The organism is Thermohahella caldifontis, assembly GCF_041153465.1.
Lineage (GTDB): Bacteria > Pseudomonadota > Gammaproteobacteria > Pseudomonadales > Oleiphilaceae > Thermohahella > Thermohahella caldifontis.
In genome coordinates this window covers 550,075-562,603 of the sequence record NZ_CP154858.1, presented here as the reverse complement: position 1 = coordinate 562,603, position 12,529 = coordinate 550,075, and the positions used below count along the sequence as shown (strand labels likewise).

Below are 12,529 nucleotides of genomic sequence, written 5' to 3'. Positions count from 1 at the left end.
TGCAGGGATTCGCCGTGCATATCAGCCTCCGATGACGGTCTGCCCGTTCATGTACGGGCGCAGTGCCTCGGGAATCACGATGCTGCCATCGGCCTGCTGATAGTTTTCCATGACGGCGATCAGCGTGCGTCCCACAGCCAGGCCGGAACCATTGAGCGTGTGCACGAGTTCCGGCTTGCCGGTATCCGGATTGCGGAAACGGGCCTTCATCCGCCGGGCCTGGAAATCCGTGCAGTTGCTGCAGGAACTGATTTCCCGATAGGTATTCTGACCGGGCAGCCAGACCTCAATGTCATAGGTTTTTGCTGCCGAGAACCCGAGATCGCCACCGCAGAGCGTCACGACCCGGTAAGGCAGGTTGAGCGCCTGCAGGATGGACTCGGCATGGCCGGTCAGCGCCTCCAGTGCGGCCATGGATTCCTCGGGCCGGACAATCTGGATGAGCTCAACCTTGTCAAACTGGTGCTGACGGATCATGCCGCGTGTATCCCGGCCGTAGCTGCCCGCCTCACTGCGGAAGCAGGGGGTGTGCGCGGTCATCCGCAGGGGCAGCTGATCCGCTTCAAGTATGGTATCCCGCACCAGATTGGTCACCGGCACTTCGGCTGTCGGGATCAGATAGAAATTCCGCTCGCCCGGTACCTTGAACAGGTCATCCTCGAACTTGGGAAGTTGCCCGGTGCCCTGCAGGACGTGCGGCTCCACCAGATACGGTACATAGACCTCCTGATAGCCGTGCTTTGTGGTATGGGTATCCAGCATGAACTGGGCCAGGGCACGATGCAGACGGGCAATATCCTGACGCATGACCACAAAGCGGGCACCGGAGAGTTTCGCGCCCGCGGCAAAATCCAGACCGCCCAGTGCCTCGCCCAGTGCCACATGATCCTTGGGCTCAAAGTCGAAAGCCGGAGGCGTTCCCCAGCGCCTGACTTCCACATTGTCCTCTTCCGACTGCCCTTCCGGCACCGATTCATCGGGAAGATTGGGAATACTCAGCATCAGCGCATCCATTTCTTCCTGAATCTGGCGCAGCTCCGCCTCGGCAGCTTCCAGATCGGCCTTGAGCCGGGCAACCTGCTCCAGCACGGGCTGAATGTCCTCACCCTGAGCCTTCAGGCGCCCGATCTGTTTTGAGGTGGTGTTGCGCTCGTTCTGAAGCTGCTCGGTACGCACCTGGACGGCCTTGCGGCGTTCTTCCAGGGCCTCGAAGGCGGCCGTATCCAGCTCAAAATGTTTCTTGGCCAGCGCTCGGGCGACGGCTTCGGTTTCATTGCGGAGTTTTTTCGGATCAATCATCTACGTTCCTGACAAATATGGTTGAGAGTCAGACGACAAAGACCTGCCGGGCGACAAGAATACCCGCACTGACAGAAAGGACGCATAGTACCACGCTGGACAGCGCATACAACACAGCCAGCCCCCACTGGGCGTGTTCGAGAAATCCCCAGATTTCCAGCGCAAAGGTGGAAAAGGTGGTCAGTGCACCGAGCATCCCGACGATGATGATGGCGCGCAGCTCCGGATGACCACCGAGTCTTTCCATGATATAGACAAAACAACCACCCAGTATGAAGGAGCCCAGCACATTGACAAAGAGTGTCCCCCACGGGAACGCCTTGCCGGCCCATTCGGTCACGAGTGCGACCAGAATGTAGCGCAGCGTTGCACCCATGGCACCCCCCAGTGCAACCCAGGGCAAGTGGCCGAGCATGATGGATTTCACCGCGGATACCTCCTCTTGTCTGCACGCTCATCCAGTGTCTTCAGGCGTTCAAGTTTCTCGCCGATGCGAATCTCCAGCCCACGCGGGACAGGTTCATAAAACTGCGTGTCGGCCAGGGCTTCCGGAAAATAGCATTCTCCTGCCGCATAGGCATCAGGCTCGTCATGGGCATAACGGTATCCTGCACCATGTCCCTGGGATTCGGCAAAGCGCGTCGGGGCGTTGCGCAGGTGCTCCGGCACAGGGTAATCGGGTGCTTCCCGAACCAGTCTGAGCGCAGCCTTCCAGGCGCTGTACACGGCGTTGCTCTTCGGGGCAACGGCCAGATAGACCACAGCCTGAGCCAGCGACAGCTTGCCCTCCGGACTGCCCAGCCGCTCCTGCGTTTCCCAGGCATCCAGGGCCAGACGCAGTGCCCTGGGGTCCGCATTGCCAATGTCCTCACTGGCCATGCGCACAACCCGCCGGGCGATGTACAGCGGATCACAGCCGCCCTTGAGCATGCGGGCCAGCCAGTAGAGGGCTGCGTCCGGATCCGATCCCCGGACCGATTTGTGCAGGGCCGAGATCAGATCGTAAAAGGCATCTCCGCCCTTGTCGAACTGGTGCATCCTCGCCTGCCCCAGCCGCTCGAGGCTGTCCGGCCCGATCTGTGTTTCGGACGCGGCCATGGCCTGCTGAATCAGCGCCTCCAGCGTGGTCAACGCCGCACGGGCATCACCGCTGCACTGACGGGCAATCCGCTCCAGGACGGCGGCATCCACGGTCAGCTGAGGTGCCTCCCGCTCCAGTGCACGCAGCAGCAGGGATTGGACCGCACTCTCATCCAGTGCCTTGAGCACGTAGACCTGAAGCCTCGAGAGCAGCGCACTGTTGATTTCAAACCCGGGGTTCTCGGTCGTGGCACCGATGAGGATGAACGTCCCCTCCTCCACCCAGGGCAGAAGGGCGTCCTGCTGAGACTTGTTATAACGGTGGATCTCGTCGATGAACACAACCGGCGTCTGACCTGCGGCACGCAGGCGCTGAGCTTCCTCGGCGGTACGCCGGATATCGGCAATACCGGACTGCACGGCGGACAGCGTCAGGAGTGTCGCGCCGGAGGACTGGCAGACCAGCCGGGCCAGCGTGGTCTTGCCCGTGCCCGGCGGGCCCCAGAACAGACAGGAATGCAGTTGGCCGGATTCAAGGACCTGCCGAAGCGGGGCATCCGGTCCCACAAGGTGCGGCTGCCCGACCACTTCATCGAGGGATTGTGGCCGCATCCTCGCCGCCAGCGGTCGCGTATCCCGGCTGTCGGCAAACAGGTCAGCCACCCGCCGGGGCCTCGCTGCGGATGATGTCCACGCCCTCGGGCGGATCAAAGTCGAAGGTGCCGTCAGGCAGTTCCGGATTGAGCTTCACGTTGTGGAGTGTCAGGCGCGTACGCTGCCCGAGGGCATCCAGTATTTCCAGCTCAACCGGGGTATCGCCTTCAAACCGGATGGCCAGCTGGACAAACAGGTCACTGGGCTCTTTCGGCGTCTGCACAAAGACCTGATCCCGGGGTGATTGGACGGTATAACGGCTGCCAATACGGGCGGGATCACCACTGAACAACAACGCCGGCGTGCTGGCGGCCTCTCCTTTCAGCGGCTGGACCGTCACCTGTTCCAGATCCGGATCATGGAACCAGACAAACTGGCCGTCGGTCACCACTTCCTGCTCCAGTGGCGGATCCGTATGCCAGCGAAAACGTCCGGGACGCTGGGCCTTGAGTTCTCCGGTAAGGTTCTGGATGAGCTGACCTTCCGTGGTGGTCACCACCTGACTGAAGCGGGCCTCGACAGACTGAATACCGGAAAGGCGCTCAATCAGATCGGCAAGCGCGTCCGCCTGAGCCAACCCGACAGCCAGATTCAGCAAAATGCCCAAAAACATGCGATGAATTGTCTTCATTCGGTGACTCCTTTACTTGGGGGGCGGTGGTGCCAGCACCTCGCGGGCGCCGTTGTGACCTGCCGGACTGACGATACCCGCCGCTTCCATGGCTTCCACCAGATTGGCTGCCCGATTGTAGCCGATTTTCAGACGCCGCTGCACGGCTGAAATGGAGGCGCGCCGTGTTTCGGTGACAAATGCCACGGCCTGATCGAACAGAGGATCGCTTTCCGTACCGCTTTCTCCGCCGCTTCCGTCCTTGTCCATGGAAGCCAGGAAGTCGCTCTCGTGCACACCCTCCAGGATCTCCTCAAGATAATCCGGCTCACCACGGCTTTTCCATTCTTCCACGACACGGTGCACTTCCTCATCCGCCACAAAGGCACCATGCACCCGGACAGGCAGGCTGGTGCCGGGCGGCATGTACAGCATGTCACCATGACCGAGCAGCTGTTCCGCCCCGCCCTGGTCCAGAATCGTCCGCGAGTCGATCTTGGACGAGACCTGGAACGCAATCCGGGTGGGGATGTTGGCCTTGATCAGACCGGTGATGACATCCACCGAAGGACGCTGCGTCGCCAGGATGAGGTGAATCCCTGCCGCCCGGGCCTTCTGGGCAATGCGGGCAATCAGTTCTTCCACCTTCTTGCCGACGATCATCATCATGTCGGCAAACTCGTCCACCACGACCACAATGTACGGCAAGGGCAACAATTCGGGCTGTTCGGTTTCCAGTGCCGTGGCGTCCGGCTGCCAGAGCGGGTCCTTGATGGGCGTTCCGGCAGCAACCGCTTCCCTGATCTTCTTGTTGAAACCGGCCAGATTGCGCACGCCCAGCGCCGCCATGAGCTTGTAGCGGCGCTCCATTTCCCCCACACACCAGCGCAGGGCATTGGCCGCATCCTTCATGTCCGTGACCACCGGTGCCAGCAGATGGGGAATGCCATCATAGATGGACAATTCCAGCATCTTGGGATCAATCATGATCAGGCGGAGCTCGTCCGGTGTCGCCTTGAACAGCATGCTGAGCAACATGGCATTGACACCCACGGACTTGCCCGACCCGGTTGTGCCTGCAACCAACAGGTGCGGCATCTTGGCCAGATTGGCCACCACCGGGTCGCCGGCGATGTCGTGCCCCAGTGCCAGCGTCAGCGGCGAATCGGATTGGTCATAGGCGGCCGAGGACAACACTTCACGCAGGCGCACGATATCCCGGTTCTCATTGGGAATTTCGATGCCCATCACGGACTTGCCCGGAATGACCTCCACGACCCGGACAGCCACGACCGCAAGCGAACGGGCCAGATCCCTTGCCAGATTCGAAATCCGCGAGGCCTTGACCCCGGGGGCCGGCTGAATCTCGAAGCGTGTGATCACCGGCCCGGGATTGACCTCGACCACAGTGACCTTGACCCCGAAATCTGCCAGTTTCTCTTCAAGCAGCGCCGACATGCGTTCAAGTGATTCCTTGGAGAAGCCGCCGTTGCTGCGTTTGGTGGGCGGATCAAGCAGGGTGATGGGCGGCAGCGGGCCCTTGTCATGCCCGAACAGGGACTTCTGAGTCTCCTTGCGGATGCGCTCACCGGTTTCGGTGCTCTTGCGCTGAAAAGGCATGATGCGTATCGCCGGATGACCGGACTTGTCGGACTTCCCGCTGTCTGCCGATCGACGGGATGCCACCTCAGCGTCAGCAGCTTCCGTCAGCATGGGCACATTGTCATCCGGCTCTTCCGGGGATACCGCGGCGGACAGTACCGGGACATCCGCTTCCAGAACCGGCTCCTTCCGGGAAGCCGGTTCTTCATCCCGGGATGCGGACTGCGCCAGTTTCGCAGCCCTGCGCGCTTCCCGCCAGGTGCGCCATCGTGCCACCAGCCCGGGTTTCTCCGGTTCGGGCGTCCGGATTCTGGGCTTGACGGGACGGGACGCCCGGTCGTCTTCAGCCGCACTTCTGCGTGCCGACCACCACTCACCCAGCCGTCTTGCCTGATCTTTCAACCAGCTCCATGCGGACAGTGTCATGGCACCCGTCCGCTCCATGATCGTCAGCCAGGAAATGTCTGTTGCCAACGTCAGTCCGGTCAGAAAGACCGCACTCCAGACCAGGGTCGCCCCCACAAGATTGAGCCTGGCCACGCTCCAGTCGGCCAGCCGTGTTCCCAGCAGGCCACCTGATTCCGGCCCCAGTCCCAGAACACTGTATGTTGCCAGCAGCGCCGTGCTTCCGGCCAGCACCAACAAGCCACCCGCCACACGCATGGCCCAGCGAACGCCATGAAAGCCGCCTTCACGATCAACGCGAACGACTCGCAGGCTCTGAATCATGAGCAGCAGGGGAATGAAATAGGCGGTGTAACCCAGAAAGAACATCAGCACATCAGCCAGCCAGGCACCGACGCGCCCACCCCAGTTGCGGACGCTATCCTGGCCACCGATATGAGTCCATCCCGGATCTTCCGGGTGATAGCTGATCAGGGAAAGCAGAATGAACAGGGCAAGCGCCAGTACAACAATGAGTGCACCCTCACGCAGGCGCTGCTCGATGAACTGATCGCGCTGTTCCCTGTTTTGCTCCCGTTTTGCCTGTGCTTGCGTCATGCCAGATGAGCAGCCGCACGTTCCAGTTGTTCGATGATGTCTTCTCTGGACTCCAGCCCCACACAAAGCCGGATGAGATTTTCCGTAATGCCGGCCTGTGTCTTGACCTCGGGCGACAACCGTCCATGGGTCGTGGATCCCGGATGTGTAATCGTGGTCTTCACGTCCCCCAGATTGGCCGTAATGGAGAACCAGCCGCTCTGATCAATGAATTGCCAGGCTTCTTCACGTCCGCCACGCACCCTGAAGGAGACAACACCGCCATAGCCCTTCTGCTGCCGGCGCGCGATATCATGGCCGGGGTGATCCTCAAGCCCCGGATAGAACACCTTTTCCACCCAGCTCTGGGCACGCAGCCACCGTGCCACCGCCTCGCCGTTTTCACAGTGGGCGCGCATCCGCAGGGGCAACAATTCGAGTCCCTTGAGGAACACCCACGCGTTGAAGGGGCTCATGGTGAGCCCGCCACTGCGCAGTACCCCGAAAATCTCCTCCATGAGTGCCGGGTCATTACCTACCACAGCCCCTCCCACACAGCGACCCTGCCCATCCAGAAACTTGGTGGCCGAGTGGACAACCAGATGAGCACCAAGCTGCAAGGGTTTCTGCAGCACGGGTGTACAAAAACAATTGTCCACCACCAGCAGTGCACCACCCTTCTCCGCGATGGCTGCCAAGGCACGGATATCGCCGATTTCGCACAACGGGTTGGAAGGTGTCTCGACAAACAGCAGGCGGGTATCGGGGCGCATGGCAGCCTCCCATGCCGCGCTGTGGGCCAGCGGGACAAAATCGACTTCAACGCCGAATTTGGCGAAATACTTCTGGAAGATGGTTGTGGTGGTTCCGAATACGCTCTGGGAGCACAGTACATGGTCACCTGCTTTCAGCACCGCCATGCCAACCGCCACAATGGCCGCCATGCCAGACGCCGTGGCGACGGCGCGCTCCCCGCCTTCCAGCGCGGCCAGCCGTCTCTCGAACATGCTGACGGTGGGGTTGGTGAAGCGCGAATAAATATTCCCCGGCAACTCTCCTGCAAAACGCCGGGCGGCTTCCTCCGCCGACTTGAATACAAAACTGGAGGTCAGATACAGGGTTTCGCTGTGCTCCTGTTCCTGAGAACGGATCTGACCGGCACGAATGGCCCGTGTCTCATCCTCCCATTCCGGGTCCCAGTCCGGCACCAGCAGTGCTTCGGTACGCGTATCTTTACCGGTCATGTCCTTTCCTTTCACCTGTCATTCGTCGTTGTGCAGATCCAAGGGCACCTGCTCGGCAGCCAGATCCGGATCCTTTTTACGCCGTGCGGTATCATTGCGCTCTGCTTCCAGCCGGTTCAGATATTCCTCGGTGATGTCGCCGGTCACATACTTGCCGTCAAACACGGAGCAGTCGAAGGTTTCAATGTTCGGATTGCCTTCTCGTGCACAGGCAATGAGATCCTCAAGATCCTGGTAAATGAGCCAGTCGGCGCCGATCAGCGCCTGAACCTCTTCCACGGTCCGGCCATGGGCAATCAGCTCATTCGCAGCCGGCATGTCAATGCCATAGACGTTCGGGTACCGCACTTCAGGCGCTGCCGAGGCGAAGTAGACCTTTCTGGCACCTGCATCACGCGCCATCTGGATGATTTCCCGGCAGGTTGTCCCCCGCACAATGGAATCATCCACCAGCATCACATTCTTGCCACGGAATTCGAGATCGATGGCGTTCAGCTTCTGCCGGACAGACTTCTTGCGCAGACTCTGACCCGGCATGATGAATGTACGGCCGATATAGCGGTTCTTGATGAACCCTTCCCTGTACTTGACCCCCAGGTTCATGGCCATTTGCATGGCCGAAGTCCGGCTGGTATCGGGAATGGGCATGATCACATCGATATCGTGGTCGGGCCGGACACGGCGGATTTTCGCGGCCAGCTTTTCACCCATTTTCAACCGTGCCTTGTACACGGAAATGCCATCCAGCATGCTGTCCGGCCGCGCGAAATACACCAGTTCGAAGATGCATGGATTGAGCTGCGGATGATCCGCACACTGCTGTGTATGCACGGTACCATCCGACTCGATATAGATGGCCTCGCCCGGCGCCACATCACGCACCAGTTCGTAACCCAGCGCACTCAGCGCAACACTCTCGGAGGCCACCATATAGGCCGTGCCGGCCTCTGTCTCCCGCTTGCCGAAGCACAACGGGCGAATGCCATGAGGGTCCCGGAATGCCACAAGCCCGTATCCGGTAATCAGTGCCACCGCCGCGTAGGCCCCGCGAACACGACGATGAACCTGTGCCACGGCCGTAAAGACATCGTCGGCCTTGGGTGTCAGCTTCCCGAGAATCTGCAGCTCGTGAGCGAAAACGTTAAGCAACACCTCCGAATCGGAGTTCGTGTTGATATGCCGCAGATCCGTACGAAACAGATCACGCTTCAGTTCGTCCGTGTTGGTGAGATTGCCATTGTGGGCCAGCGTGATGCCATAGGGCGAGTTGACATAAAAAGGCTGAGCTTCCGCCGAACTGGAGCTGCCCGCCGTGGGATAGCGGACATGACCAATCCCCACATTCCCTCTCAGCCTGAGCATGTGCCGTGTGCGGAACACATCCCGGACCAGGCCGTTATTCTTGCGCAGAAAGAACCGGTCATTCTCGAAGGTGACGATGCCTGCCGCGTCCTGTCCCCGGTGCTGAAGGACAGTCAGCGCATCAAAAAGCTCCTGATTTACATGGGTTCGGCCAACAATGCCTACAATGCCACACATCTTGATTGGGTCTCCGGCGGACTACAGGGAAGTTACATCAGTGTCTTGACGCTGTCGCCAAACACGTTGCGCGACCACGTTTCGATTTTAGCAAAATGAGGAATCAGCTGAGAGGATTTCCACCACGGGTCTTCCGTCACCGGGGTCAGTCTCAGTACCGCAATGGCGACAACAACCAGTACAACGCCACGGATGGCGCCAAACACCATCCCCAGCACACGATCCGTACCGGAAATGCCGGACATTTTGACGATGGCGCTGATCAGGTGGTTGAGCATGGCGCCAAGAATCAGCGTTGCCACAAACAGGATGACAAAGGCTGCGATGTAGCGGACACTGGGCGTGCTGACCGTACTTTCAAGCAATACGGCCAGTTTGGCATAGAACAGCCGGGCGACGACAAATGCGGCAACCCACGACAGCAGGCTGAGGGCTTCCTTCACGAAACCGCGAATCAGGCTGACCACCGTGGACAACAGGATGACGCCCAGGATGACCCAGTCCACCCAAACAATCTGAGACATAAGTACTTTCCTCCCGAGCGGGCATTCTAGCAGAACGGCCCGCACCGGGTAAGCCTTTATCAGGAGCGGCTGTTCACAACACGTGAGCGTGTCTTCCACTTCTTGTCGATCTGTGCCGACAGCTTTTCGGCCTCCTCCTTCGAGGCGACCGGACCTGCCCAGACTCTCAGCCAGGTTTCTCCCTTTGCCGTCACCATGGGCTCCGTCCAGGCCTTGATGCCGTCGTTTCGCAACGCATCTCTCAGACGAATGGCGTTGTCACGCTTGCTGAACGTACCCACTTTCACCTTCCAGAATGCCTCCGGAGAGTTTTTCGCCATCGCCGGCCGGGCCGCACTCGCTGCCGCGGGAGCCGCCTCAATGATTTTTTCTTTCTCCTTTTCCCCTGCAGGACTTTCAGGCTTCGCCGTTACGGGTTTTGCGAGCTCCCCGACATTACTGCTCTGGATGTCGGCAGTTTCTGACTCAGGACTGGCTTCCGGCTCATCCCGACTGCCCTGTTCCATACCATCCGAATAGCCGGTAATGGCAGGCAGACTCTGAGCGGCCTGAGGCGCTGCGGGAAGCGGGGGGGCAGGTAATGGCTGAACCTTGTAGCCGGGCACTTCAGGCGCCGGCGGAATGGTCACGGGTGTCTGAACGCGATCAGGATGGGGTGCCTCAAAAAGCATGGGAACGAAGATGACGGCGAGCGACACCAATACGATAGCACCGATAATCCTTTGCTTGATACGGTTCATGCTGGACTCCTCGTCAGTCTGAGGCCCAGTGTACGGGCCTCATTCCCAAGCTGCAAGGCCCGGCTTCTGCAGAACCGGCAGCGCTTCTGAAACCGTGTAAAAAGAACCAAAAATCAGAAGCCTGTCTGTCTTGTCAAGCTGTGGCAGTAACTGGCAAACGGCCTGTCGTACCGTCTCGTGGCGACGGGGTGTCTGTCCCGACCGACTTGAAACCGCCCCCTCGAGGCGGTCGATGGCTGCCGCACGTGGCACGTCAAGTGAAGCCACATGCCAGACATCAATGACGGAACGCATAGCGTCCACCACCGATTCAATGTCCTTGTCTTCCAGTGCGCTGAATATGGCGTGAGTTCTGCCTTGCACCGGATGTTCACAAAGCCAGCGGTGCAGATAGCGCGCGGCATGGGGATTGTGCCCCACGTCCACCAGAATTTCAGGCGCAGCAGACAGCCTCTCCAATCGGCCCCGCAGGGGCAGATGGTGCCAGGGCGCAAGGGATTTGCCCTCGTCTTCGGGCAGGACACCGAGGAGCGCCCCGACCTGCATGGCGGCTGACACGTTCTCGGCTGGCAACACGCAGGTACTCATATCATCTAGCGTCCTGTGCAAGACGGGCCCGCCTGCCGGCTCGAGACTCCCTGTCCATACAGGTGGTTTGCCTGCCTCCATGAGGATCCGGTGGTCCCGTCCCAGTGCATACACCTGACACTGAAGTTGCCGTGCGGTCTCCAGTACCGATTCGGGTGGTTGCGGATCCGAAAGCACCAGCGGAATGCCGGGTCTCAGGATGCCCGCTTTTTCCCGGCCAATGGCCTCGCGATCCTCGCCCAGCCAGTCCGCATGATCGAGGTCGATGGGCGTGATGACTGCCACGTCAGGATCAATGATGTTAACCGCATCCAGCCGGCCACCAAGGCCCACTTCAAGCAGCGCCACGTCCGGCTGCAGGCTCGCAATAATGTCAAGCGCGGCCAGCGTGGTGAATTCAAAATAGGTCAGCGGAGTGCCTGCGCGTGCAGTTTCAACCCGCTCAAAGGCATGAACCCAGGCCTGCGCTTCACTTTCAAGCCCGTCCACGCGCAAACGTTCCGTGAAACGCAGTATATGCGGCGACGTGTACGCGCACACATGCAGGCCGGCATCCCGCAGCAAGCGTTCCGTCATGGCCAGCGTGGACCCCTTGCCGTTGGTTCCGGCATAGGTGACGACGCGTCTGGCAATGGCTCCTTCGGGCTTCAACTGTGCCCAGACTTCGGAGATGCGCTCAAGCCCAAGTTCAATTTCACTGGGATGCATGGCACTGATGCGTGCCAGCCAGTCTTCCAGCTGCTTATTCGTCATGTCCGACCGGTGTCAGAGGCCCCTGCAGGTGAAGGCCTGCTTCCTTGCCTGCCGGCAGGCCCATGAGTTTGGCCAGCAATGATGCAGTCCGGTGACGCATGTGGACACGGTGAATGATCATGTCCAGCACGCCGTGCTCCAGAAGGAACTCGGCACGCTGAAAACCTTCCGGCAACTTTTCTCTGACGGTCTGCTCGATCACCCGGGGACCGGCAAAGCCGATCAGTGCCTTGGGCTCGGCCACATTGAGGTCGCCCAGCATGGCCAGGCTGGCGGACACACCACCAAAAACCGGGTCTGTCATGTAGGAAATGTAGGGCAGCCCCTCTGCCTTGAGTCGTTCCAGCGCTGCAGCCGTCTTGGCCATCTGCATCAGGGAGATGAGCGCCTCCTGCATGCGTGCACCACCGCTGGCAGAGAAACAGACCAGACCACATCTTGCTTCGATCGCGGCATTGACGGCCCTGACAAATTTCTCGCCCACCACAGCGCCCATGGAGCCGCCGAGAAAATTGAACTCGAAGGCGCAGGCCACGACAGGGATTCCCTCTACGGCCCCTTTCATGACAATGAGCGCGTCCTTCTCACCGGTCGCCTTCTGATTGGCCGCCAGGCGGTCCCGGTAGCGCTTGGTATCCTTGAATCGCAGACGGTCTGCCGGCTCCAGATCGGCAGCGATCTCCAGACGGGGTTCGGGATCCAGAAACAGGTCCAGACGCCGGCGTGCGGTGATGCGCATGTGATGCTGACATTTGGGGCAGACATCCAGGTTACGCTCCAGCTCCGGACGGTACAGTACCGCATTGCAGTTGGGGCATTTCTTCCAGAGCCCTTCGGGCACGTTGGCCTTGCTGGGCGCGCCTGAACGGCGCATGCCCGGGATGATTTTTTCCAGCCAGTTACTCATGAATTACC

The 12,529-nt window shown here is 60.1% G+C and carries 11 protein-coding genes; all 11 read right to left on the bottom strand.

The window, feature by feature from the left end; genetic code table 11:
- Positions 1-21 precede the first annotated feature (21 nt).
- From serS to accD, 11 genes are read right to left on the bottom strand one after another with little or no spacing between them, the layout of a single operon-like run.
- Positions 22-1,299, bottom strand: a complete 1,278-nt coding sequence (gene serS, locus AAIA72_RS02685) for a serine--tRNA ligase (protein WP_369601910.1) — start codon at positions 1,297-1,299, stop codon at positions 22-24.
- Positions 1,300-1,327: 28 nt separating this feature from the next.
- Positions 1,328-1,726, bottom strand: coding sequence for a fluoride efflux transporter CrcB (gene crcB, locus AAIA72_RS02680; RefSeq protein WP_369601909.1), 399 nt, complete (start codon positions 1,724-1,726; stop codon positions 1,328-1,330).
- Positions 1,723-3,042: a replication-associated recombination protein A gene (locus AAIA72_RS02675; RefSeq protein WP_369601908.1), complete on the bottom strand. Its 1,320-nt coding sequence runs from the start codon at positions 3,040-3,042 to the stop codon at positions 1,723-1,725. Before AAIA72_RS02675 ends, crcB begins: the two co-directional genes overlap by 4 nt.
- A complete protein-coding gene (gene lolA, locus AAIA72_RS02670) occupies positions 3,035-3,664 on the bottom strand; it encodes an outer membrane lipoprotein chaperone LolA (RefSeq protein WP_369601907.1) in 630 nt (209 codons plus the stop codon). Before lolA ends, AAIA72_RS02675 begins: the two co-directional genes overlap by 8 nt.
- 12 nt (positions 3,665-3,676) lie before the next feature.
- Positions 3,677-6,247 carry a DNA translocase FtsK gene (locus AAIA72_RS02665; RefSeq protein WP_369601906.1) on the bottom strand — a complete coding sequence of 857 codons (2,571 nt, stop codon included), beginning with the start codon at positions 6,245-6,247 and terminating at the stop codon, positions 3,677-3,679.
- A complete protein-coding gene (locus AAIA72_RS02660) occupies positions 6,244-7,470 on the bottom strand; it encodes an O-succinylhomoserine sulfhydrylase (protein WP_369601905.1) in 1,227 nt (408 codons plus the stop codon). The genes AAIA72_RS02665 and AAIA72_RS02660 overlap by 4 nt, the downstream gene beginning before the upstream one ends.
- 18 nt (positions 7,471-7,488) lie before the next feature.
- On the bottom strand, positions 7,489-9,009 hold the full coding sequence (purF, locus tag AAIA72_RS02655) for an amidophosphoribosyltransferase (RefSeq protein ID WP_369601904.1): 1,521 nt from the start codon (positions 9,007-9,009) through the stop codon (positions 7,489-7,491).
- 32 nt (positions 9,010-9,041) lie between these two features.
- Positions 9,042-9,533 (bottom strand): CvpA family protein, encoded by a 492-nt coding sequence (locus tag AAIA72_RS02650; RefSeq protein ID WP_369601903.1) that lies wholly within the window; start codon positions 9,531-9,533, stop codon positions 9,042-9,044.
- A 59-nt stretch (positions 9,534-9,592) separates the two neighbouring features.
- On the bottom strand, positions 9,593-10,273 hold the full coding sequence (locus AAIA72_RS02645) for an SPOR domain-containing protein (RefSeq protein ID WP_369601902.1): 681 nt from the start codon (positions 10,271-10,273) through the stop codon (positions 9,593-9,595).
- Positions 10,274-10,312: 39 nt separating this feature from the next.
- Positions 10,313-11,614 carry a folylpolyglutamate synthase/dihydrofolate synthase family protein gene (locus tag AAIA72_RS02640; protein ID WP_369601901.1) on the bottom strand — a complete coding sequence of 434 codons (1,302 nt, stop codon included), beginning with the start codon at positions 11,612-11,614 and terminating at the stop codon, positions 10,313-10,315.
- Positions 11,604-12,521, bottom strand: a complete 918-nt coding sequence (gene accD / locus AAIA72_RS02635) for an acetyl-CoA carboxylase, carboxyltransferase subunit beta (protein WP_369601900.1) — start codon at positions 12,519-12,521, stop codon at positions 11,604-11,606. Before accD ends, AAIA72_RS02640 begins: the two co-directional genes overlap by 11 nt.
- Positions 12,522-12,529 lie beyond the last annotated feature (8 nt).